This is a genomic window from Planococcus halocryophilus (assembly GCF_022489025.1).
GTDB lineage: Bacteria > Bacillota > Bacilli > Bacillales_A > Planococcaceae > Planococcus > Planococcus halocryophilus_A.
The window spans coordinates 161,907-186,066 of record NZ_JAKVTG010000004.1; the positions used below are offsets into that span (position 1 = coordinate 161,907).

Sequence of the window (24,160 nt, forward strand, 5' to 3'; positions counted from 1 at the left end):
GAATATAAAATACAAAGGAGTGTCAAAATGTCAAAAGAACCCGAAGTGAACAAGAACAGCAAAGACGAACAGTTGGAGCAGTACCGTATAGATGATTCAGGGAAAAGTTTAACCACCAATCAAGGACTGAAGATGGCGGAAGATGAATTTTCATTAAAAGCTGGTGAACGCGGTCCAACTTTGATGGAAGATTTTCATTTTCGGGAAAAAATGACGCATTTTGACCATGAACGAATTCCAGAACGTATTGTTCATGCGAGAGGATATGCCGCACATGGTGTATTTGAGACTTATGAATCTTTGGAGCATTTAACAAAAGCGAAATTCCTATCAGAAAAAGGAAAACAGACACCTGTATTTGTGCGTTTTTCGACAGTTGCGGGATCCAAAGGGTCTGCTGAGACGGTACGAGATATTCGTGGATTTGCGACGAAATTTTATACAGAAGAAGGAAATTATGATTTAGTCGGCAATAACGTACCAGTCTTTTTTATTCAGGACGCTATTAAGTTTCCTGACTTTGTTCATGCAGTAAAACCAGAACCGCATAACGAAATGCCACAAGCTGCAAGTGCACACGATACATTATGGGATTTTGTAATCAACAATCAAGAAACGGCACACACGATTATGTGGTTGATGTCGGACCGAGCAATTCCACGCAGTTTCCGAATGATGGATGGATTTGGTGTACATGCTTTCCGTTTCGTTAATGCAGAAGGTAAATCGCATTTTGTGAAATTTAACTGGAAATCGACACTCGGTACCCATTCACTTGTTTGGGACGAAGCGCAAAAGATTGCTGGAAAAGACGCTGATTTTAATCGCCGTGATTTATACGAATCCATCGAACAAGGAGATTTTCCTGAGTGGGAATTAGGCGTTCAAATTGTTGCAGAAGAAGATGAACATAAATTTGATTTTGATCTATTAGATGCAACTAAATTATGGCCACAAGAAGAAATTCCGATTCAAATCGTTGGCAAAATGACATTAAATCGCAATGTCGACAATGTTTTTGCTGAAACAGAACAAGTTGCCTTCCACCCCGGGCATGTCGTACCAGGAATCGATTTTTCAAACGATCCATTGCTTCAAGGACGTCTGTTTTCTTACACAGATACGCAATTGTTACGTTTGAATGGACCTAATTTCCATGAGTTGCCAATTAACCGGCCTGTATGTCCGTTTCATAACAACCAACGGGACGGATTTGGACGCCAAACGATTAACAAAGGACGGGTTGCTTACCAAAAAAGTTCATTTACGAACAGCACGCCTGCTCCTGTAAGTGAGGCTGAAGGTGGGTATTCACATTACCAAGAAAAAATGGAAGGTCGTAAAGTCCGTGCTCGTAGCGAAAGTTTTAAAGATCATTTCTCACAAGCGACGATGTTTTGGAACAGCATGACCAAACCAGAGCGTGAACATATTATTGAGGCATTTAGTTTTGAACTTGGAAAATGCCAAGAAATGTGGATTCGTGAAGGAGCTATTGAAATGTTTGCGAATGTTAATTTAGAAATGGCTCAGGCTGTTGCTAAAAATATTGGAGTAGCACCACCGACGAGTGGGGGTTCTGATGTGACTAAAACTTCGCCTGCATTAAGCATGGAAAATACTGTGAAATCAGCAGCTACTCGTAAAGTGGGTGTATTAGTGGACCAGGGTTTTAATGATGCCGAAGTGTTGAAGATTCTTGAAGAGTTTGAAAGCAAAGGCGTAAATTACGAGATCGTTAGTGAAACACAAAGTAAATTAAACGGTTCAGAGGGGAAAGAACTTGAAGTCGATCATACATTTACGACGACAGATCCAGTGCTTTACGATGCGATTTACGCAGTAGGTGGACCCGACGTAAGTAAGAAATTTGCCAAAGAAGCTTCACGTTATATCGGAGAAGCATTCGATCATTACAAGCCAATCGGTGCTACACATGATGGACAAAAATGGCTACAAAAAGCTGGCATTAAAGGACAACCGGGGGTTGTGGCAACAGAAGATACCTCTAATTTTGCTAACTTATTCATTGAAGCTATTGCCGCACATCGACATTGGAACCGCACAATCGAATAAAAATTTGTAAAACACATGTCCATTCCAAAAAGGTTTAAGAAAATACGCATTGGGTATTTTCTAGACTAAGCAAGCATACAAAAAACAAAAAAATGGAGGAATAGGAAATGACTAACAATAAATTTATGGGTACATTCGACAGTGAGACAGAAGTATTAAAAAAAATCGAAGAGTTAAAAGCACAAGGTTCTCGTGAAGATGATATGTATGTCATGGCACGGGATGAAGAACAAATCTCGATGCTCCGAGGACGAACAGACGTAGATTATAAATCAGCTGAAGGAAATTGGATGGATAAATTCATGGGCTTCTTATCAGGTGACGATTCCACACGTGAAGCATTTTCAGGTATGGGAGTAGACAAAGACGAAGCCGATCGCTATTACAATGAAGTGCAAAACGGTAAAGTGCTATTGTTTGTAGATCGTGAATACGGTGCAAACTATGAAGGGGAAGCGCCTTACGATAACACATCGACAAGCACAGAAGCAGGCACAATGGGTGCCGCTAGTCTAACTGGTAGCCGATTAGACAGAAATCATATGGACAATGAAGCTGTAGGTAGAGATGGCTTAACAGTAGATACTAACGATGAGAATGACGTCTACTATAATAAGAACGACGATACATTTAGCCGAGATACTACTGAAACAGCAGGTGTTGGAAACGAATCAGGAACAGGGTTTGGTCTTGAATCTGAACGTACAGAAGACAAATTTACGGATACAAATCGTTTTGAAAATAAAGATACAAATCATCACACAGAAGAAGAAAAAATACAATTACATGAAGAGCGCTTAAGCGTTGATAAAGAGCGTGTACAAACAGGTGAAGTTAATGTTGGAAAACACGTTGTGGAAGAAAACCAGTCAATCGAAGTACCGGTAGAACGAGAAGAAGTTTATATTGAACGTCGTCCAGTAAATGAAGAAACAGTTGGGAATTCTTTTGATAAAGAGTCTACATTAACAGGAGATGCATATCAGGAAGGCCAAGACATTCACATTCCTGTGTCAGAAGAACATGTAGAAGTTACGAAAAAAGATGTAATAGCTGAAGAAATTGTTGTTGGAAAACGCAAAGTACAGGACACAGAAACTATCAATGAGACGGTTCGTCATGAGGAAGCAGACATCGATGACGATACTAATTTTACAGATAACAAATTGAACCGTGAAGAGCATACAGATCGTGATCGTTTCTAATAGAAAAGAATCTGAAAGGCGGGGATGATTCCCCGCCTTTTTTTGTCGGTCCAGAAAGAATAGCGTATAGTAGAAGAAAGCTAGGAGGGATAAGCATGGACGGTAAGAAAAGAAGTGACGTGAAACCCGGTATTGAAGTAAATGTGATTTTAAAGCAAGATCAGCGTTCAGGTAAGAAAACAAAAGGGGTTGTAAAGGATTTACTAACAAACTCAGCGACTCACCCGCATGGCATTAAAGTGCGTTTAGAAGATGGACAAGTTGGACGAGTTTGTGAGATTCTTTCTGCAAAGTAAAAGTAATTTCAAGGCCTAGAATTAGCGAGACAAAGGAAAGACTTACAATAATCAGTAAAGACAAATTCATCAAAACCGGACCCGTAAAAAGGGTCCGGTTTTGTGTTAATATAGGGGTATTGAAAAAATGAAGGAGTCTCTTATGATGAGCCAATTCTTTGAACGCAAAAAGCAGGAACTTGGAGTTCAATTAAATAAAATACAACGAAAAGCGGTCGAGCGAACAGAAGGTCCACTATTGCTACTCGCGTGCCCCGGATCTGGAAAAACAACTACGATGATTATGCGAATCGGATATTTAATCGAGGAAAAAGAGGTATCGCCGTCCCGGATCAAAGCAATTACGTTCAGTAAAGCTTCAGCCAACGATATGCTCGAACGTTACAAGCGCTTTTTTCCATCACTACAACCAATTGATTTTTCCACTATTCATAGCCTAGCTTTTCAAATCACTCGTGATTATTTTTCAGGGTCGCGTTACATCATGATTGAAGGTAATGAAGCAAATGGTCTTCACAAAAAAAAATTGCTTCGTGAAATGTACCGAACAGAAAACGATGAGCCGATTACAGACGATCAATTAGAAGAATTGATTTCGTTCATTAGTTATGTAAAGAATAAAATGTTACCAAGAAAGCAATGGGCTAAACTAAAAGAGCCTTTTCCTGGAGCGATTGAAATACTGAAAACCTATGAAGCTTTTAAAGAAAACTATGAGGTAAGGTTAGTAGATTTTGATGATATGTTGTCACTTGCTTATGAAGCATTAGAAAAAGATAAAAGTTTGTTAGCGAAATTTCAAGGACGCTGGGATTACGTCATGACAGATGAAAGTCAAGATACGTCACAAATTCAGCATGCCATTGTGGAAAAGTTAGTAGCGCGCCATAAAAACTTGTGTGTCGTAGCAGATGACGATCAATCGATATATACGTGGAGAGCAGCTGAACCTACGTATTTATTGAAGTTCAGAACGGTTTATCCTGATGCTTATATTATGAAAATGGAACGCAATTACCGTTCCTCCCAGAACATTGTTCATACTGCGAATGCGTTTATTAAAACCAACAAAAAGCGTCACGATAAGAACATGTTCACCAAACAAGGAGAAGGCGATCCGATTGTTTTAAAACGCTTAAGTTCAGAAGAAGCGCAATTCAAATATGTCCTGAAAGAACTCAAGGAATTGACGGACTATGGTGATGTGGCTATTTTGTATCGCAATAATTCATCTTCGACTTTGTTAATGAGTGAACTTGAGCGTTTAGGTATTCCATTTTATATGAAAGATTCGGATAATCGGTTTTTTTCGCATTGGATTGTAGAAGACATGCTGAATTTTATGCGTTTTAGCTTAAAACCGGAACGCATTGATATTTATTCGAAAATCGCTTCTAAAACCAATGCGTATTGGTCAGGAAGCCAACTGAAAATGCTAAGTCGAATGAAATCGACAGGCCAGCATGCTTTTGATGACATCAATTTGACAATTACGTTAAAAGACTACCAATTGAAAATTTTAGCGGAACAAAAAAAATGGTTCGAAGCGTTAAATGACATGAAACCATTAAAAGTGATTCGAACGATTCGAGGGGAAATGGGTTACGACCAAATGCTCGCTAGCCGTGCTGAGAAGTTTGGTATGAAAATGACGTACTTAGCACAAATCCTCACCACACTAGAACAAATCGCGGAACCGCTTGACTCAATGACGGCGTTTGCGAAGCGGCTTAAACAATTAGAACAAGTAACGCAGCAAGCCAAAAAAGAAAAAACTGACGATATGCTGACCTTATCAACTTTCCATAGCTCAAAAGGCTTGGAATTTGAACGAGTTTATATGATTGATTTGGTAGAAGGCGTTATACCAACTGAAGAAGATGCAGAAACACCTGATTTATTAGAAGAAGCACGTCGATTATTTTATGTAGGCATGACGAGAGCAAAAACGCATTTAGAGCTCATTAGTCATGGCAATGAATCACGCTTTGTTGGAGAGGTACGCAAGTTAATTGTTCCTGAAAAAAGACTAGCTACCACGCAAAGTAGTGTAGCTAAAACCCCTATTAAAGTAAAAGTACCAGATAACCCAAATGCGATTCACACTGAAGAGGTTTTGCGTGAAGGTGTTCATGTTCGTCATCGCGTTTTTGGTGCAGGCGAAATTGTTGAACGAGACAAAGATCGGATTTCCATTCAATTTGCTAAAGAAAGAAAAGACTTAATGATCGATATTTGCATTAGCTATAAATTATTAGAAATAATTGAGTAGCGCCTCTGTGAAAAGGCAGATGTGACATAGAGAAGAACGCGGGGTACTAAAAATGAGATTTAGGGACTGGGATCGAAGTTTAAAGGTTCGTTTAATAGGCGAATTTTTCATGAATACAAGTTATTGGATGGTATTCCCGTTTTTAGCGATTTATTTTGCTGAAGAATTCGGTAAAGGAACTGCCGGGTTATTACTCGTAATTTCGCAAGTTTTTTCAGTAGCAGCAAACTTAGTCGGTGGATATTGCGCAGACCGTTTCGGACGTAAGCGTATGCTTATCGTAGCATCTGTCGCACAAGGGTTTTCGTTTTTACTGTTTGCCTTTGCGAATTCACCTTGGATGCAATCTCCTGAGCTAGGGTTTATCGCGTTTACACTTGCAGGAATGTGCGGCTCGCTGTACTGGCCGGCAAGTCAGGCCATGATTGCAGATGTCGTACCGGAAAAATACCGTAGTGATGTCTTTGCTATTTTTTATACGACTCTAAATATTGCTGTAGTAGTAGGTCCACTATTTGGTGCGGTACTTTTCTTTTCGTACCGATTTGAATTATTGCTTGTCGTTACGGTTATTTCGATGCTGCTTGGCTTAGTGTTGAAATTGTTAACAAAAGAAACGTTATCGCAAGCTATGGTAGACAAATGGCAGACTCAGGCAGCGATAGGTTGGGTAGGGGCGATTTCAAAGCAGTTTAAAGAATACGGGTTAATCTTCAAAGATCGCCTATTCTTATTATTCATCATTGCTGGAATTTTAGGTGCCCAAACCTTTATGCAATTAGACTTATTAATCCCGATTTACTTGAAAGAAACAATTGATAGTCAAACCGTCGCGACGTTATTTGATAAAGAGTGGTTTGTCACTGGCGAAACTTCTTTTGGTCTCTTGCTCGCTGAAAATGGATTGTTCGTTGCGTTACTAACTGTGGTTGTAACAAGATGGATGACGACATTTCCAGAGAAATGGGTTTTCTTTGCCTCAGCTGTTTTCTACGGCCTAGCGATGTGGTTATTCCCGTTAACATCATGGTTTTGGATATTTGTTGTAGCAATGGCGATCTTCACGTTTGCTGAGTTGATGGTTGTGGGTCTACAACAAAGCTTCATATCAAAACTAGCGCCTGAAGATATGCGTGGCCAATATTTTGCGGCTGCGAGTATGCGTTATACCATCGGTCGTATGATTGCGCCAATTTCCATTCCGATGACTGCTTGGTTTGGTTTTTCGTGGACATTTGGTGTGCTCGGTCTTCTCGCAATTGCGAGTGGGTTTGTTTATCTATTAATGTTCAAACTATACGAAAAAAGGCCTTCCTATTGAGGAAGGCCTTTTGTGTTTAATTTAGTTTTGGTCTTTAGCTAATTTCACGAGCATATGCGCTAACATATGTTGTTGGTCTTTATCGCCAACCTGCCATAAACGTTGTAGCAAGTATTCTTCGCTATTTTTAGGTTCTTCTTTTTTCGCAAGATGAGATGCAACTTTTTCAGCTAATTGCGCAATGCGCTCTTCGCTTAATCCCATTTTCTCGCCTAGCTCTACTTTTTCACTTAAGTAATTAATGAATACGGAAAAATCTGCTAAAATCTGTTCTTTTTTCTGCTCATCTGTATTTGATAATTTCTCTTCAACCTGTTTATTGATGTTTTCCATTTCTTCGCCAACTCCCTTGTGATTTTTCAATACAATGTATATTTACCACTGGTGCGACGGTTTAAACATCGGATTTATAATAAAGGTTCCGAAAATTCGTTTAAATTAACTGCTTGAGGGTAATCAGATAGTGATGATGGAATACAAAGAGGAGGATGATTAAATGACCTTATACGACAAAATCCAGGAATTGAAAAGTTTCGAATGTCCAGACCGATGCGTGTTAAGTGTATATTTGAATACCAATCCAGCTGATTTGAATGCCCAAAACGGGGCATGGAAGATCCATCTTAAAAATGGTTTAAAACGATTAGACGAATATTTAAAAGCTTCAAATAATGAAGAAGAAATGAAAGCATATAAAAACTTAAGAAAAAAAGTGGAAAAAGAAATTTTAGACAATCAAAATGAACTTCAAAAAGGAGTCGTTATTTTTGCATCCGAGCAAGACGACCTTTGGTCCGTACATTACGTACAAGTTCCAGTGAAAACAAGTTTTCATTGGGAAAACAAACCTGAACTAGAAGAGCTTCGATATATGTATAAAGCTTATCCATACGCTGGAATTGTTTTACCAGGCTTTAAAGGAATTCGTGTCATTGATACATCCATGGGAATTATCAACGAAGAATTCTTTTATGAGTTTGATTCAGGCTTAGAAGTTTGGACAGAACAAAAAGGCGCACGCAGTTCTGGGCGCATCCAAGGAGGAACTGGTAGTTCCGGAGGTGGAGGAACCAGTCCAGTCACTGGTGGTGGCGGTGGAGGAAGTCCTTCTGATGACTTGGACCATCGATTAAAAGAAAATCTTGAGCGTTTTTATAAAGACATGGGCGGCAAAATGGAGAAGTTGAAAAAAGAGCGCAAATGGGAAGAGATTCATATAGTTGGTGAAGCCGACCACGCTAAATCATTTGCGAAAACACTTCACCAGAAACCGAATAGCTGTGTGTATAAAAACTTAATGAACAATGATCCGGGCAAAATTCTGCATGAAGTATTCGAAGTATAAACAAACACCTCAGCAAATATGCTGAGGTGTTTTAATTTGGTGTTGGACAAAATGTGCAAGTGGCAAAAGCGGGCATCTCTTTGTAAAGACAGCAAGTTCTTCGTAATGGTTTTGAAACAGCTTGTTGCAAGGGGGTATTGCCAAGTAACTTTGCAAGGTAAGAAGTTTTGATAGGCTTCCAATTTACATCTTGCAAGAGCCACTCTAAATCTTCTGCAACGAGTCGAGGATATCGTGATTCTAAACTAGCGTAATACCATAACACAGAACCTAAAATATTTTCCCAACAAGTAATGGACGAAATTTTTGTGGTTTTTTTGAATTCATTTAACAATTCATCTACTTGTTTATAGAGAATATCATGAAATGCTTGATACCGTTTATCTGGCGTGACGAGTTTAAATGTTGCGGACTTCACATGCGTTTCTAATAGTGGCAAGCCGTAATTATGAACACGGTCAAATTGTAATTCTCGCCAATCAACATCAAAATAACCATCGTATTGATGGAGCAAAGTAAATTGAGCCGTTACATACAACGCATATTGCCGAAAAAAATAAGAAACAGCCACACCGGCATTATCGGTGTCACACCAAGTTTTTAATTCTTCTATCATGGTAGGGATATCTTGACTAAGTGCTTGATGTGATATGCGATCGACTACTACAGATTGAGCAGTTAATCCATATTTGACTTGTTGCGGAAATGTCATTATGGTTCACCTCTTTTTAAATATGCTACGGTAAATGCGAGCGGTTTGCAAAGTGAGAGTTGAGATTTTTTTGAAGACATGACTAAACTGGAGAAAAGGAGTGAGTTTATGACATTTTCGATTTTGCAAATTGATCACGTACAAGTGGCAGCGCCTGCAGGACAAGAAGAAATGGCGATTGCGTTTTACGCGGGTGTTTTAGGAATGAAAGTAATTGAAAAGCCTGCCGTGTTAAAAGCTAGAGGTGGAGCTTGGTTTGAGTTTGGCAATCAGCAATTGCACGTAGGAGTCGAAGAACCTTTTTCACCAGCCAAAAAAGCGCATCCAGCATTTCGGGTAGCGGGTTATGTGGAGATGAAAACGCATTTACGAGCGAACAAAATTGAAATAAGAGAAGACGATAGTATTCATGGCGTTGAACGATTTTTTATTTTCGATCCGTTTGGAAATCGACTAGAGTTTTTAAAATAAATGAAACCGCTCTGCAAAAAAGCTGAGCGGTTTTTATTGGCAAAAAAAAAAGCTGCCCAAATGGACAGCTTTTAAAGAACTTATACAGTTTGAAGAGCGACAGCTGGACCAAAGAATTCAAAGTGGATTTGTTCTTCTTTCATGCCAAGTGTGCGTAGTTCTTTTATCATCGCTTCCATGAATGGAACAGGACCACATACATAAACATCACCTGTAGTGTCGACGTATTCTTCTAGGGTAGCACGTGTGATATAACCTTCTGGTTGATCTGAGTAAAGAGTTTTATAGCTAGCATTCTCCATCGACGCTACATGTTTTTGAATATCTTTGTCAAAAGCATGCATTGATTCATTGCGTGCAGCATGAAGGAAAGCGGTTGGGCGTTTTGGTGTTAAGGTTGCAACTGTTTCAAACATACTCATCATCGGTGTAATACCAACACCACCGCTGACAAATGCCACGGGAGTATCTTTTGTAGTATCAAGAACAAATTCGCCAGCAGGAGCACTAACTTCAAAACGATCGCCAACGTTCATGGCATCATGCAGGTAAACAGATACGCGCCCGTTCGGGTCATTGTCTGCATCACGTTTAACAGAAATGCGGAACTCATCTTCGCGAGCTGCTTGAGACAGGCTGTATTGGCGATTGAACAAATATTGTTCTCCGGCAATTGCCATACGCACAGAGATGTATTGGCCAGGTTTGTAAGAAGGAACGTTTTTGCCATCTACTGGTTTCAAATAGAAAGAAGTGATATTTTCGCTTTCTTGTTCTTTGCGGACAATGGTGAAGTCCTTAAAGACGCTCCAGCCATTTTCTTGAGTTTCCATATTTGCATACATATCTTTTTCAACGCCGATAAAGGCATTTGCGATGACGCCATAAGCTTCTTCCCAAGCATTCATGATGTCATCAGTCGCTGCATCACCCAATACTTCTTTAATAGCTTTTAATAAGAAATCACCAACAATCGGATAATGTTCTGGTTTAACTCCTAAGCTAACGTGTTTATTCGCAATTTGAACAACTGCTGGAAGAATTGCTTCAAGGTTGTCGATGTGAACGGCTGCGGCATAAACCGTGTTTGCCAAGGCTGCTTGTTGACGACCTTGTTTTTGATTTGCGTGATTAAATATATTCAAAAGTTCTGGGTGTGCTTCAAACAGATTTTTGTAAAATACAGTTGTAATCGCTTCTCCGTGTTGCTCTAATACCGGTACTGTGGATTTAATGATTGTTCTTGTCTCTACTGATAACATAGTCAATCTCTCCTTTTGTTTTCTATAACTTGACTATACGCCTTTAATCTCTTTAAAGATATATTTTAAATACATCTTTAAAATATCGACACATTTAGCTTCACAAAGACGTCACAACTACTAATTTAGTGCTTTTTTTTGAGTGTTTTTTCCAGTAAATGGCGATACTATCGAATTTCTTTCAAATACTGTCCGTTTGCGATGAAATACTGTCCAAATCGAAGGAATACTGTCCGAATCAATAAAAATACTGTCCGAACGCATAAATAAGCCCGGCGAACGCTAGGCGCTTCACCTATTTCTTCATGATCTATACTCGAATCCAACACAGATGGGATATTGAGATTCATTTACTTTCGAAAGAACGTGAAAGTCGATATAATGAACATGCAGAAGAGGTGAGAAAAATGAGGTTGACCATGTATACAGACTTCTCGTTACGTGTGTTGATTTATTTAGGCACAAAAGAACCAGATAAGCTGACAACGATACAAGAAATTTCGGAAGCATACAATATATCTAAAAATCATTTAACAAAAGTTACATTTGAACTTGGAAAAGCGGGTTTTATTCAAACTGTTAGAGGTCGAGGTGGCGGTATTCGTCTTGCAGACCTTCCGCAAAACATTAACGTGGGGACCGTCGTTAGAAAAATGGAAGACGACTTTCATTTGGTAGAATGCTTTGATCCGGCTACCAACCGTTGCCCAATTTCACCGGTTTGCGGACTTCGTGGTGTTTTAGGAAAAGCGCTTCATGCTTACTTGGCAGTACTCGATGAATATACGCTTGAAGATCTTATGTTCAATAAAGAAGGGCTTCGTGAAATTTTGAAGACATAAAAAACGGCTCAGAATTCTGAGCCGTTTTTGCATTTACAATTCTAATGATTGAGGTTCTTGCCCTTTTTTATTCATTAACCGTACACGGGTTGGTTTAATGGCAAGAATAGTTAAGTTCGGATCATCCGGACCTTCAAACCAGCCTTCTAAATGTTCATTCCACACTTTATCAATCATTTCGCGATCGTCATTTAATGACATGCTTCCTTCAATCTCTAGGAATGAATCGCCAACACCTTCACCGTCATAGCCTAAAAGAATATGGGCATGAGGATTGGCCTTCAATTCATCAACTTTTTGCGTTTTTTTACTAGTAGCTGTATAGAGTGTGAAATCATCGTTAAAAAAAGTCATATAGCGTGAATGGGGTTTATCTCCTTTAATCGTTGCAAGTGTCCCCACATAACTATTTTCGAGTATCTTTAATGCCTCTTTCTTCACTTCTTCATGATTCATCCAATACCACTCCTTATGTCTTTGTAGTTATCTATTCCTTTTTTGATTCGAACTAAACATAAAACGACCTGCTAGAGTAGCAGGTCGTTAAATCCGTTGGACTATTTTAGGGGTTCGATCAAATGCACTCGGAAGGATCATCCCAATCAGGATGATGAAGATTCCTAGAATTTGAAGAACTGATAATGTTTCTTGAAGGATAAGGACAGATGCTAATACAGCTACTGGTAACTCCATAGCACTTAAAATTGAGGAGAGGCCAGAGCCGACGCGTGGTACGGCGACAGAAAAGAAATAAATGGGCATAATAATGCCGAAAAAGCCCAATAATACGCCGTAAATCCATAAGCCTTCATTGAATAACTGCCCGTTCCAAACAATTTCAGGTGTTTGAAAAAGTCCGACTACAATGGCTGCGAAAAAGGATACGTAAAATAGGCGCGCGGAAGTATCCATACCATGGATTTCCTTCCCATTAACGAACATAAATGCCGAAAAACAAAAAGCAGCGCCTATTCCCCAAGCCCAACCTTGCCAAGGAATTCCACTCAAGTCGGTTCCGATAATACCGGCCGCAAGTAAAGTACCTGCAAACAGGATAAGCAATGAAAAAACCTCTGTCCTTTTAAGCCATCTACGGTTGACAATACAATCTAAGAACATTCCAATCCAGGTGAATTGAAAAAGCAGGACAACCGCCAATGAAGCCGGTAGGAAATTAAGTGAATGCGCATAAACCGATCCTGTAGCAGCGGTGAGACTACCGGAAAGAACTAATATTTTCCACCCTTTGATTTGAGGCATTTTCCGTTGTGTAACAAAAAATAAAAGAGCCGCCATTGCGAACCCGATAAAGTATTGGCTAGTGACTGCTTCTGCAGCGGTAAAACCATTTTTCATGGCTACCTTTATAATAGTTGAGAGGACTCCATAACAGCTTGCTGCCACGACGACCATAAGTGGATAAATCCAGTTTTTCATTTCTTTTCACTCCTGTTCAAATGAGAATCATAGCACAAAAAGACCGCAGAGAATACCCTCTGCGGTCTTTTATAAAAGGATTAACTTTTAAGAAAATTCATCTTATTTATTCGGGGAATTTTTCTTCACTTGAAGAACTGTCTTTCGTGCCACGTTTATCTTTTTCTTCTCGTTTTTCTTGTTTTAAATCTTCCATTGGGATAGGATCGACATGCATTTCTTCTTCATGCATTTCGGTCAATGTTTTTTTATCTGTTTTATATTGTTCGGGATTGTCCATAGAAGCATGATCACTTGATTTACGTTCTTGTTCTTTTTCTGACATATTGTGCACCTCTTCCTTTTCGTATTATTCTTTGTATTCCTTAAATGAAATTTTTAAAACATGAAGTTTCTTCTTAAGAAAATAGCAAATATGATAAGATAAAATCAATGAACGGAAGGAGCTTTATAATGAATGCTAAACCAGCAATAACAGTAGGTGGCTTAAGTTTCGAATGGGATTTGGCCAATGGACGCTTTTTGTTTGAAGGGCAGGAATCTGTTCTATTTTGGACTTCAACAGCCATGAAAATGTTTTTTGATTCTATAGAAGAAATTTCTGGGGAAGATGCAGCAAATGTTGTATTGGAATCAACAGGATATCGTCAAGGACTTGTAGTGGGAGAGTATTTCCATGGCATGGAAGATGTTTCAGTAGAAAAGGCAGCAGGGTTAATTACCAACACATATGCTTCCGCAGGATGGGGACTAGCAGAAATTAAAGAATTAAATATGGAAGCACGTACGCTAGAAGTACATTTGAAAAACAGCTGGGAGCATATAATCAATGTAGCACAAGAGAAAAAGGAGGGAGGTAGCTTTTTACCTGCCCATTACGCAGGAATTTTTTCTTCGTTGTTTAATGAAAACATTTGGTACAAGGTCGTGCATCACCAATTAGACGGTTATGAAGAAAGTGTAATTCAGTATTTTCCTTCGGAAGAAACCATTGAAAAAAATATTCATCGTTTATCCCGTTTGAAAGAAGCGGAAAAAATCAATGAGCTGGAACGATTGGTAGATGAAAAAACTCAAGAACTCAGTGAAATGATTAAAGAGATCTCATCACCACTGATTCCGGTTCTTGAAGGCATCGTCGTCGTCCCGCTACTCGGAACTTATGATGAGGCACGTGCAGAAGAACTATTAGTGAAAACTTTGCAAAATATGCCGAAGCACAAAGCCAAGTATTTAATTTTGGATTTGACAGGATTAAACACCAATTTCACACAGCATGCTGCTATGTTGATTGAAAAACTTGGTTCGACAGCTTCATTAATTGGTACACAGACTATTTTGGTTGGTATTTCAGCGAAGATGAGTCAAACTATTACCGAAGCAACTATCAATTTATCAAAATTTGAGTGTTTCCAAACTTTGCAACATGGCATTCATTATGCCTTAGCTCAAAATGGCAGAAGTATTATATAAGATGAAAAGACGTATTGGACTTGATCCAATACGTCTTTTTTGAATTTTATTTAGCTGATTTTACAATTTCGATAATGACTTGTGTGGCTTTTTCCATGTTTTCAGCAGAAATAAATTCATATTTCCCGTGGTAATTTTCGCCGCCTGTAAAGATATTCGGTGTTGGAAGTCCCATATAAGATAATTGAGAGCCGTCCGTACCGCCGCGAACAGGAACAATATTCGGTTCGATACCCAACGTAATCATCGCACGTTCTGCATTGTCGACAATGTTCATCACTGGTTCGATTTTTTCACGCATATTGTAATATTGATCTTCAATTTCTAATTGAATCGCGTCATTGCCGTATTGTTTTTGAAGCTTTTCTGCAACGGCTTGCATATGACGCTTTTTATCTTCGAATTTTTCTTTATCAAAATCACGAATAATATAGCTTAACTCAGCAGACTCCACAGTACCTTCGAAATTATTCAAATGAATAAATCCTTCGTAGTTCTCCGTTAATTCAGGAACTTCGTTTTTCGGCATTTCTTGTTGAAATTGAATCGCAACGGTTTGGGCATTTACCATTTTATCTTTTGCCGACCCCGGATGAACACTTTTCCCTTGAACAACTAATTTACCACTCGCTGCATTAAAACTTTCGTATTGCAGTTCGCCAAGAGGACCACCATCCATTGTATAGGCATATTCTGCGCCAAAGCGCTCAACGTCAAATTTATGAGGGCCGCGACCGATTTCTTCGTCGGGCGTAAAAGCAACGCGGATTTTTCCGTGTTCGATTTCTGGATGCTGAGCTAAATATTCCATTGCTGTCATGATTTCTGCAATACCCGCTTTATTATCCGCACCAAGAAGTGTCGTGCCATCGGTTGTGATTAACGTATGGTCCACATAATTTTTTAAATCAGGAAAATCCGATACCGTCATCTGAATGCTGTCACTTAACGAAATATCTTGTCCATCATAATTGTCGATCCGCTTTGGGTTGACATTTTTTCCAGTAAAATCAGTCGCGGTATCAACGTGTGCTAAAAAGCCGATGACTGGAATTTCTTTATCCATATTTGAAGGCAAAGTACCAAAAAGATACCCGGCATCATCCATGCCAACTTCTGTGAGTCCAATGCTTGTCATTTCTTTTTCTAATTCATGGAGTAAGTCCCATTGCCCTGGTGTAGAAGGTGTTGACTCACTCGTGAAATCAGATTGTGTATCAATTTTTGCATAACGAACCAATCGTTCAATTAAAGCTTCAATCATCTATAAATCCCCCTAAAATCAGTCTTGATTCTATTTTAACACGAAGCAAGAAAATTCTGTCGCAAAAGAAAAACGATGCCCGCTACGGACATCGTTTCAGGGATTTTACTTATGGTAAAAGAGTTGTACTTGTTAATCAGTAATCTATATTACGTAAAATTATAATGTGAATTTTTATTGGTAGTCGACTAGTTCTTCAACTGTCACGTTCGTTGGAATTTGAGCTCCTTTTGTATGTTCAATGATAAATTCCGTCGTGTCTTCTTGTTGGTACAATTCAACGATTTTCAAATAAGCTTCGTTGTCTGCATCTTTAGCATTTGCTGCAATCAAATTAATATATGGTGTTGCTGTGTCACTTTCACGTGCGATAGGATCTTCTGTCGGATTCAATCCAGCATCTACAGCAATCCCATTATTAATAATCGAAGCTGCAACATCAGGCATAGCGCGTGGTGTATGACCAGAAACCATTGGGACAATTTCGATATTTTTTGGATTTTCAGTAATGTCTTCAGCTGTTCCAGTTAGTCCCGCATCTTCAGAAAGAGTAATTAAACCAGCTTCTTCCAGCAGTAAAAGAGCACGACCCATGTTCGTTGCTTCGTTAGGTACAGCAATTTGCGAACCTTCTGGAAGTTCCTCGATAGATTCGTATTTATCGGAATACAAGCCCATTGGTGCGATGACTGTAGAGCCAATTGGGACAATATCGATATTGTGTTCGTCTACAAATTCATCAAAATAGGAAATCGTTTGAAAAGCGTTCAAGTCCAATTCACCTTCAGCTAGAGCCAAGTTAGGTGCTACATAATCAGAAAAAGTTTGAATTTCCAAATCAATGCCTTCTTTTTCAGCTTTTTCAGCAATATAATCCCAAATGGTCGTATCCGAACCACTAATGCCAAGTGTTACTTTCGTGGTACCTTCAGCGTTGCTATCGTCTCCGCATGCGGTCAAAACCAATGCAAGTAATGTTAGTAATACTGTTGCTATAATTTTTTTCATGAATAATTCCTCCAATTTTTGATGGTTTTATTAGTATTAACTGCGTCTTACGCGTCTTGATAGTATATTGCCGAAAGATTGAACTCCTTGCACGAGTACGACAAGAATAGCGACTGTGATAACCATAATAAAGGTATCGAATCTCTGATATCCGTATGTAATGGCTAAGTCTCCAAGACCGCCGCCGCCAATAGCGCCAGCCATAGCAGATGCACCGATCAATCCGACTACAGCTATTGTTAATGCAAGAACGAGTGAGCTGAGAGCTTCAGGGATCAAAAACCGGAAAATGATTTGCGCCGGTGAAGCACCCATTGCTTGCGCCGCTTCGATAACTCCTTTGTCGACTTCTAGGAGCGAGTTTTCGATTAACCGAGCAATATAAGGTCCTGCGTAAAATACTAAAGGAACAATTGCTGCTGCAGTTCCAATAGAGGTTCCGACAATAAGTCGTGTCAACGGAATAATAGCGACCATTAAAATAATAAAAGGAATCGAGCGGAAAATATTGATGACTATGTTTAATGCATTAGATACCGACTCGTTTTCTAATAAATGACCATTTCGGGTAACTACTAGAAAGATTCCCAGTGGAAAGCCGATCAATAAGGAAAAGCCGAATGCTGCGCCAGTCATATAAATGGTTTCCCATATAGCTTCTAAAATTTGATCATAGTTAACTGACATAATGAGTAACCTCCTCTATGTGTATATTGTTGTCTTGAATAGAGGTTATTGCGCGTTCAATTTCTTTTAGTTCGCCGGAAAATTCCACAATTAAGTTGCCGTATGGAACCCCTTGTAATTCGGTAATATTTCCAAATAACACATTTAAATCTACGTTAAAGTCGCGTGACACACGAGACATAACGGGTGTGCCAACTGAATTCCCTGTAAACTGCAAACGAAAAATGGTGTTATCGCTATGCGGTTCATGAATTTGGGCTAGCAAGGATTCAGGTAATTCATCATTCATGACCGAGCGGACAAACCGTTTTGTTGTAGCTTGTTGTGGATTTGAAAAGACTTCAAAAACAGTACCTTGCTCAATGACTTTCCCGTCTTCAAGAACCGCCACTTTGTTACAAATTTCTCGAATAACACCCATCTCATGAGTAATAAGCAAAATGGTAATATTGTATTCTTTATTGATTTTTTTGAGTAAATCCAAAATCGATTTAGTGGTTTGAGGATCAAGCGCTGACGTCGCTTCATCGCATAACAGAACAGAAGGGTTTGTAGCAAGAGCACGAGCTATACCGATCCGTTGCTTTTGTCCACCCGACAATTGATCTGGATATTTTTTTGCTTGGTCTGCAAGTCCTACAAAGTCGAGCAAATCTTTTACTTGTTTTTCAATGTCTGCTTTAGGCGTCTTTGCCAGTAGCAGGGGCATAGCCACATTGTGAAAAACGGTTTTAGAATTCAGTAGATTAAAATGCTGAAAAATCATACCGATATCTTTTCGGATGGTACGGATTTCTTTGCTAGATAGCGTCGAAATATCCTTTCCGTGAATTAATACACGTCCTTTAGAAGGACGTTCGAGGAAGTTTACTGTGCGGATTAATGAACTTTTACCGGCTCCACTAAAGCCGATAACTCCGTAGATTTCGCCAGTTTCGACAGTTAAATCGATGCCATTTAATGCATGGATTTCCTGTTTACCTGATTGGTAGATTTTGGCGACGCCTTCGAATTGAATCATGTTGACTTGACCTCCCCATGCTGCGTTTTTTTCAAATCGTTAATGCTCACAATCCGTTGAGAAACTAGACAAAAAGAGCCCTCCTTTTTCTTAAACCATAAGAAAAAAGAGGGCTCCTGTAGAAACCATCTAATTCTCATCTTCCAAATGCACGAGTGCATTTGCAGGAGTTGGCACAGTTTTTGTGGTTAAACAAATCTGCTGCCGAAACGTCATAGGGCCTGTCCCTCGGTTTCTCTGGATAAGAAAGTGATGTATGCTATTCGATTCGTGATTCCTACTTTATGGCGGAATAACAAAAAAGTCAAGAAGAATACTAGTTTTTATTTCAGTACTTTTAAAATATGCTCAAGTTCCTAACTAAATTGGAGTTGAAGGTTTCTTTTTAAAAACTGCAGATACTTTTGTTTCAGTACCATTCTTTATTCGTATAATATTTTCGCGGTGCTTCCAAACGGCCATTGCAAAAAGTAATGTGGAGATCAGTAGTGGCCAAGGTCCAATTGCTGGGACAAATGCTATTACAAAGAAAATAGCATATAGTACAAGTACGCCAATAACGAGGTAGTTTGTTGCCAGCGAAACGACAATCAATAACAATAATCCAAGTAAACCAAGCTTCCAGTCGAGTGCAAGCATGACCCCAATGACAGAAGCAGTTCCTTTACCTCCGTCAAACTTCATATAGAACGGAAAATTATGGCCGAAAATAACTCCAGCACCTGCCACAAACAGCATCGACCACGTGAGCTCAGGAGAGAAATTACCTAAACCTAGTAGCAGACGTAAACCAGCTACTGCCGCAAATCCTTTAAAAATATCAATAATAGCAACGAGCAATCCATATTTCCAACCTAAAACAATGGCCGCATTAGAGGCGCCAGAATTTTTCACACCAGCGTTTTTGACGTTCACACCCGAAATCAGTTGTGCTGCCAAAGTGCCGTGACAACAACCAATGCCATAGCTGACAATAAACAATAGAAACATCCAAATAAACATAGTTTGGCCCTCCTTTCTACTTAAAGATAACGTTTGAAAAAGACGAAGGTTTCAAAATTTTTTGACTAATAGGGTTGACAAATGAAAATAAAGTTCCTATACTACAAAACAAGATAAAAATTTAATTTAATACTCTTATCAAGAGTGGCGGAGGGATAGGCCCTGTGATGCCCGGCAACCAACAGACGATTTTGTCTGGAAAGGTGCTAATTCCTACAGAACCGGAGTTAGAGGTTCTGATAGATAAGAGGAGGAAAACTCCGTATATGCGGCCCTCTTCTTAGCGAAGGGGGCTTTTTTCGTCCTCTTCGCAGCAACAAAACAAAAAATAGGGGGAATAGAAAATGACAAACTTAAAACCAGAAACATTATTATTACACGGTGGACAACAAGTAGATCCAACAACTGGATCGAGAGGTGTACCGGTTTATAAAACAACTTCTTATGTTTTTAGAGATACGCAGCATGCACAAGATTTATTTGGTTTAAAAGATGTCGGGAATATTTACTCCCGTATTATGAATCCAACCGTTGACGTATTTGAGCAGCGAGTAGCATTACTTGAAGGCGGGACTGCAGCAGTTGCTCTATCTTCAGGAATGGCTGCAATTGCCTTTTCTATTTTGAACATTGCAGAAGCTGGAGATGAAATCATAGCAGATAGCAGTCTTTATGGGGGAACTTATAATTTATTTGCCAATACATTGCCGCGTTATGGCATTACAACGAAATTTGTAGATGCGACGAACCCAGAGAATTTTAAAGCAGCCATTACAGATAAAACAAAAGCGGTGTTTGGTGAAATTATCGGTAACCCTAGTCTGAATGTCTTTGACGTAGAAAAAGTAGCAGAAATTGCTCATGAACACGGATTGCCATTATTGATTGATAATACATTTGCTTCACCATACGGTAGCAATCCAATTGAGTTTGGAGCAGATGTAGTCATTCATTCTGCTACAAAATGGATTGGTGGACATGGGACGACAATTGGTGGAGTGGCAGTAGATGCTGGGAAATTCAATTGGGATAATCCACGTTTCCCGAACTATACAGAACCGGATGAAACTTACCATGGATTGCGTTATGGCATTGATGTACCGGATGCTGCCTTTGCGACAAAACTACGCGTTCAATTATTGCGTGACTTTGGCCCGTCATTAAGCCCTGATAGCGCCCATGCTTTGTTGCAAGGGTTAGAGACTTTACATTTGCGGATTCCAAAGCACAATAGCAACGCTCAAATTATTGCAGAGTACTTAAAACAACATCCGCAAATTGAGTGGGTCAATTACCTAGGATTTGAAGATCATCCTTCTCATCAAATTGCGAAGAAATACTTGAAAAATGATGGTTATGGATCGATTGTCAATTTTGGTATTAAAGGTGGACGAGAAGCCGGACGTAAAGTAATCGACAACATTAAGCTTTGGTCTCATGTAGCCAATGTTGGAGATGCGAAATCGCTTATCATCCATCCTGCCTCTACTACACATCAACAATTAAACGATGAAGAACTGAAATCATCAGGCGTAACAGAAGAGTTAATCCGACTGTCTGTGGGATTAGAAAATGCAGAAGATCTAATTGCTGACTTAGAGCAGGCAATCCAAGTAACCGTGTTAGAAAACGTATAAGGAGGAATCGGCATGAAAACAGTATCCGTTGGCTCATTAACCTTGGACTCAACTAAGACGATAAACAATGTAGAACTTGCATATGAACGTCTCGGAGATAAAAATGCTCCTGTTATTCTGGTTTGTCATGCGCTAACTGGAGATCAACATACCGTTGGCACAGAGCAAAATCCAGGTTGGTGGGCGGGACTAGTTGGTCCGGGGATGCCAGTGGATACGACTGTTTTTCAAGTGATTACTTTTAATGTGTTAGGCGGTTGTCATGGATCGACGGGACCTTTATCGGTAAATCCTTTAAGTGGGGCACCATACAAAGCTGATTTCCCAACCCTGACAATACGTGATATGGTGCGCGCAGAATATCTAGCATTAAAAAAACTAGGCATTAAAAAATTGGCTGCAGTAATCGGCGGATCACTTGGGGGGATGAAAACTCTAGAGTGGGGAAGAACTTACCCAGAGTTTGTCGGAGCGATTTTCCCATTAGCTGTTACACCGTATTATAGTGACTATGGAGTAGCATTTAACCACATTGGGATAGTAGCAATTGAAAATGATAAAGATTTTAATGGCGGGAATTACAAAGACGCTAGTTTATTAAAAGGATTCGAAGTAGCTAGAATGGCTGGTATGGTTACTTATCGGAGTGGCAGAATGTTCAATCAGCGATTTGGGCGGAGCGGTAATGATAGCGAATTCAATGTCCAGTCATATTTAAATTATCAAGGAAAAAAATTAGCAGGTCGTTTCGATGCGAATAGTTATTTAGTGTTGTTAAAAGCGATGAATACGCATGACATTGATGATGCGGTTTTAGAAGTTCCGGTATATTCTTTATCATTTACACAGGATCTACTTTATCCGAATGAACTGATGGTTCCATGGCTTGAAAAACAAACTAATGCTGCTTGGAAAATCATTGAAACTGATTTTGGTCATGACGGATTTTTGATAGAATTCGAAAAATGGGGAGGCTTTATAGAAGAAAAGTTAAAAAGCCTTATAGTGCCGGAGCTTATTCGGTAAATAAATGTATTGAATTTGAGAGTACGGAGAAAATGATATGAAAAAGCATCGAGGACAGTTATTATGCCCTCGATGCTTTTTGTTAGTTAGTCTTCATCTTTAATATCCACATCATCTGGAATCGGCGTAGCGCGCCATTCTTCTAACGCTAACTTAGCCTGCTCCAACTGCTGAAAATGCGTTCCGAATTGAGAAGTGTTGACCATGTATTGCTCTCCATCATGAACTGCGCGAATACGGCCTTCTAACACATAACGGTTGACTTGTTCTTCAGGCATCGACAAAAAAGCAGCAGTTTCCTGGACTGTCATATACATAGGATCGCCTCCTCTTTTCTTTTATTATAATAGAAGAAGACAGTCATCTCAAACCATTAGCGTCCTAGTGTTAATAGTAAAAAAAATTTATCATGGAATCGACTCGGTTTGTTTTTATCTAATTTTTCAACTAATTACCTACAATTTATTTTCTGGGCGTTTAGTTTCATAGAAGTAAGGGGATAATAATAATAGAATGTGCAAAAATAAAAGGAGGACGAGTTTATGAATGACATTGGCAACTCTTTTAGAGGAGTTGGAAACACGATTATTGATTACATTCCAAACGTTTTAGGGGCATTATTATTATTACTTGTCGCATGGATTGTTGCAACGGTTGTACGGGCTATTTTTACTAAAGGCTTGAAAAAAGCAGGTGCAGATCGTGCCATGGTCAAAGGCCATATGGCAAAAACAAAAGAAGACGCAGACAGCATACTGGATTCTATAGGGAAAATTCTTTATTACCTAATCTTCATCTTGTTTATTCCGAGCGTTCTGCAAGCTTTGGATATGAACAATGTAGCACAGCCAATTTCAAACATGATGGATAAGCTGTTGGCGTTCTTGCCAAATCTTTTCATGGCTATTATTATCCTCGTAATTGGTTACTTTGTTGCTAAGTTTGTAAAAAATCTTGTGTTTAGTCTTTTAACAGCCATTAACATTGATAAGTGGTTTAATAAGTTTACTAACAAACCAAGTGGCACGACAGGAACAACGAGAATGGACGCTGGAGACAAGGCGACATTAGCAAATGTTTTAGCTAATACAGTCTTTGTCATTGTCTTAATTCCAATTTTGACAATTGCGTTAGAAACATTGAACATTCGATCTATCTCGGAACCCATTGTAAACATGCTCAATCAAGTGCTGAACATGATTCCAAACATCTTTGTAGCGATCATCCTTATTCTAGTGGGTGTCTTAATCGCTAAATTCGTTGGAGATTTGTTGATTAGCTTATTGAATGGAACAGGAATTAACCGTTTCTCAACATATTTGAACACAGATAAAACGAAAACACCAAGTTTCGATATTGCCAATATCATTGGTAAAGTCGTGCAAGCGATCATCATCATCTTCTTTACTGTTGAAGCGATGAACGTACTGCAACTAGACGTATTAAATGGAATTGGTGAAGCAGTAATTGCATACTTGCCACTTCTCATTAGTTCATTAATTATTCTTGGTCTAGGATTAATTGGCGGTAGTTTGCTTGGAAACTATGTAAAACAAGCTTCTGGCAATCGCCTTATGGGAGCTGTTGTGAAGTACGTAATTATTATCATTGCCGTATTCATGACGCTTGACCAATTAAACTTTGCGACAAACATTGTTAACTTGGCCTTCCTATTCATTATCGCTGGACTTGCAGTAGCATTTGCAATTTCCTTCGGCATGGGTGGGCGTGACTTCGCTAAGCGTCAACTTGAAAAGTTTGAAGCAAAAATGGAAAAAGAAAACGATAAGCCGAACCTTTAAA

Annotated in this window: 24 protein-coding genes and 2 riboswitches; of the genes, 12 read left to right on the forward strand and 12 right to left on the reverse strand. The window is 39.2% G+C overall.

All coding sequences use genetic code 11. From position 1 onward, the window contains the following. Positions 1–27: 27 nt before the first annotated feature. The 5 genes from MLE13_RS07035 to MLE13_RS07055 all read left to right on the forward strand — a co-directional run bounded on the left by MLE13_RS07035 (position 28) and on the right by MLE13_RS07055 (position 7,170). Positions 28–2,076 carry a catalase gene (locus MLE13_RS07035; protein WP_240748939.1) on the forward strand — a complete coding sequence of 683 codons (2,049 nt, stop codon included), beginning with the start codon at positions 28–30 and terminating at the stop codon, positions 2,074–2,076. Positions 2,077–2,183: 107 nt separating this feature from the next. Further along, positions 2,184–3,281: a DUF2382 domain-containing protein gene (locus MLE13_RS07040; protein WP_240748941.1), complete on the forward strand. Its 1,098-nt coding sequence runs from the start codon at positions 2,184–2,186 to the stop codon at positions 3,279–3,281. A gap of 95 nt (positions 3,282–3,376) precedes the next feature. Further along, positions 3,377–3,577, forward strand: coding sequence for a YwbE family protein (locus MLE13_RS07045; RefSeq protein WP_240748943.1), 201 nt, complete (start codon positions 3,377–3,379; stop codon positions 3,575–3,577). A 145-nt stretch (positions 3,578–3,722) separates the two neighbouring features. Next, positions 3,723–5,849 (forward strand): ATP-dependent helicase, encoded by a 2,127-nt coding sequence (locus MLE13_RS07050; RefSeq protein ID WP_240748944.1) that lies wholly within the window; start codon positions 3,723–3,725, stop codon positions 5,847–5,849. Positions 5,850–5,901: 52 nt separating this feature from the next. Next, complete coding sequence (locus tag MLE13_RS07055; protein WP_240748946.1) at positions 5,902–7,170, forward strand: MDR family MFS transporter; 1,269 nt, start codon at positions 5,902–5,904, stop codon at positions 7,168–7,170. A 21-nt stretch (positions 7,171–7,191) separates the two neighbouring features. Here MLE13_RS07055 and MLE13_RS07060 read toward each other — a convergent pair whose 3' ends face one another. After that, positions 7,192–7,503, reverse strand: a complete 312-nt coding sequence (locus MLE13_RS07060; protein WP_065525407.1) for a DUF3243 domain-containing protein — start codon at positions 7,501–7,503, stop codon at positions 7,192–7,194. A 163-nt stretch (positions 7,504–7,666) separates the two neighbouring features. Between MLE13_RS07060 and MLE13_RS07065 the strand changes: the two genes are divergently transcribed. After that, positions 7,667–8,515, forward strand: coding sequence for a VLRF1 family aeRF1-type release factor (locus MLE13_RS07065; RefSeq protein WP_240748948.1), 849 nt, complete (start codon positions 7,667–7,669; stop codon positions 8,513–8,515). A 31-nt stretch (positions 8,516–8,546) separates the two neighbouring features. Here the strand turns inward: MLE13_RS07065 and MLE13_RS07070 are convergent, their stop codons facing one another. Continuing rightward, the gene (locus MLE13_RS07070; RefSeq protein ID WP_240748950.1) at positions 8,547–9,227 is read right to left on the reverse strand and encodes a hypothetical protein; all 681 of its coding nucleotides are present in this window, start codon (positions 9,225–9,227) and stop codon (positions 8,547–8,549) included. Between the two features lie 108 nt (positions 9,228–9,335). On the opposite strand from MLE13_RS07070, the gene MLE13_RS07075 reads away from it, so the two are divergent. Then, positions 9,336–9,698, forward strand: coding sequence for a VOC family protein (locus tag MLE13_RS07075; protein WP_240748952.1), 363 nt, complete (start codon positions 9,336–9,338; stop codon positions 9,696–9,698). A gap of 80 nt (positions 9,699–9,778) precedes the next feature. Here MLE13_RS07075 and hmpA read toward each other — a convergent pair whose 3' ends face one another. Further along, entirely contained in the window at positions 9,779–10,960 is a 1,182-nt protein-coding gene (gene hmpA, locus MLE13_RS07080; RefSeq protein ID WP_240748954.1) for an NO-inducible flavohemoprotein, read from the reverse strand. A 407-nt stretch (positions 10,961–11,367) separates the two neighbouring features. Here hmpA and MLE13_RS07085 point away from each other — a divergent pair, with 407 nt between their 5' ends. Beyond that, entirely contained in the window at positions 11,368–11,802 is a 435-nt protein-coding gene (locus tag MLE13_RS07085) for an RrF2 family transcriptional regulator (protein WP_240748956.1), read from the forward strand. 33 nt (positions 11,803–11,835) lie between these two features. On the opposite strand, the gene MLE13_RS07090 is transcribed toward MLE13_RS07085, so the two are convergent. From MLE13_RS07090 to MLE13_RS07100, 3 genes are all read right to left on the reverse strand, one after another. Continuing rightward, complete coding sequence (locus tag MLE13_RS07090) at positions 11,836–12,258, reverse strand: pyridoxamine 5'-phosphate oxidase family protein (protein WP_240748958.1); 423 nt, start codon at positions 12,256–12,258, stop codon at positions 11,836–11,838. 87 nt (positions 12,259–12,345) lie between these two features. Continuing rightward, positions 12,346–13,239, reverse strand: coding sequence for an EamA family transporter (locus MLE13_RS07095; protein WP_240748959.1), 894 nt, complete (start codon positions 13,237–13,239; stop codon positions 12,346–12,348). Between the two features lie 106 nt (positions 13,240–13,345). Next, positions 13,346–13,564, reverse strand: coding sequence for a hypothetical protein (locus MLE13_RS07100; protein WP_008496769.1), 219 nt, complete (start codon positions 13,562–13,564; stop codon positions 13,346–13,348). A gap of 128 nt (positions 13,565–13,692) precedes the next feature. On the opposite strand from MLE13_RS07100, the gene MLE13_RS07105 reads away from it, so the two are divergent. Beyond that, positions 13,693–14,712: an STAS domain-containing protein gene (locus MLE13_RS07105; protein WP_240748961.1), complete on the forward strand. Its 1,020-nt coding sequence runs from the start codon at positions 13,693–13,695 to the stop codon at positions 14,710–14,712. Positions 14,713–14,758: 46 nt separating this feature from the next. On the opposite strand, the gene pepT is transcribed toward MLE13_RS07105, so the two are convergent. The 5 genes from pepT to MLE13_RS07130 all read right to left on the reverse strand — a co-directional run bounded on the left by pepT (position 14,759) and on the right by MLE13_RS07130 (position 19,694). Then, a complete protein-coding gene (gene pepT, locus MLE13_RS07110) occupies positions 14,759–15,976 on the reverse strand; it encodes a peptidase T (protein ID WP_240748963.1) in 1,218 nt (405 codons plus the stop codon). Between the two features lie 174 nt (positions 15,977–16,150). After that, entirely contained in the window at positions 16,151–16,984 is an 834-nt protein-coding gene (locus tag MLE13_RS07115; RefSeq protein ID WP_240748965.1) for a MetQ/NlpA family ABC transporter substrate-binding protein, read from the reverse strand. Positions 16,985–17,020: 36 nt separating this feature from the next. Further along, complete coding sequence (locus MLE13_RS07120) at positions 17,021–17,671, reverse strand: methionine ABC transporter permease (RefSeq protein ID WP_240748967.1); 651 nt, start codon at positions 17,669–17,671, stop codon at positions 17,021–17,023. Beyond that, a complete protein-coding gene (locus MLE13_RS07125) occupies positions 17,661–18,692 on the reverse strand; it encodes a methionine ABC transporter ATP-binding protein (RefSeq protein WP_240748969.1) in 1,032 nt (343 codons plus the stop codon). Before MLE13_RS07125 ends, MLE13_RS07120 begins: the two co-directional genes overlap by 11 nt. A gap of 133 nt (positions 18,693–18,825) precedes the next feature. Further along, positions 18,826–18,940, reverse strand: a riboswitch (SAM riboswitch). Between the two features lie 112 nt (positions 18,941–19,052). Continuing rightward, positions 19,053–19,694 carry a glycerol-3-phosphate acyltransferase gene (locus MLE13_RS07130; RefSeq protein ID WP_240748970.1) on the reverse strand — a complete coding sequence of 214 codons (642 nt, stop codon included), beginning with the start codon at positions 19,692–19,694 and terminating at the stop codon, positions 19,053–19,055. 132 nt (positions 19,695–19,826) lie between these two features. Then, a riboswitch (SAM riboswitch) is annotated at positions 19,827–19,944 on the forward strand. 94 nt (positions 19,945–20,038) lie between these two features. Here MLE13_RS07130 and MLE13_RS07135 point away from each other — a divergent pair. Next, positions 20,039–21,331, forward strand: coding sequence for an O-acetylhomoserine aminocarboxypropyltransferase/cysteine synthase family protein (locus tag MLE13_RS07135; protein ID WP_240748972.1), 1,293 nt, complete (start codon positions 20,039–20,041; stop codon positions 21,329–21,331). Between the two features lie 12 nt (positions 21,332–21,343). Further along, positions 21,344–22,357, forward strand: coding sequence for a homoserine O-acetyltransferase MetX (metX, locus tag MLE13_RS07140; RefSeq protein ID WP_240748974.1), 1,014 nt, complete (start codon positions 21,344–21,346; stop codon positions 22,355–22,357). 86 nt (positions 22,358–22,443) lie between these two features. On the opposite strand, the gene MLE13_RS07145 is transcribed toward metX, so the two are convergent. Beyond that, entirely contained in the window at positions 22,444–22,674 is a 231-nt protein-coding gene (locus tag MLE13_RS07145) for a helix-turn-helix domain-containing protein (protein WP_240748976.1), read from the reverse strand. A 225-nt stretch (positions 22,675–22,899) separates the two neighbouring features. Here MLE13_RS07145 and MLE13_RS07150 point away from each other — a divergent pair, with 225 nt between their 5' ends. Next, positions 22,900–24,159: a mechanosensitive ion channel gene (locus MLE13_RS07150; RefSeq protein ID WP_240748978.1), complete on the forward strand. Its 1,260-nt coding sequence runs from the start codon at positions 22,900–22,902 to the stop codon at positions 24,157–24,159. Position 24,160 lies beyond the last annotated feature (1 nt).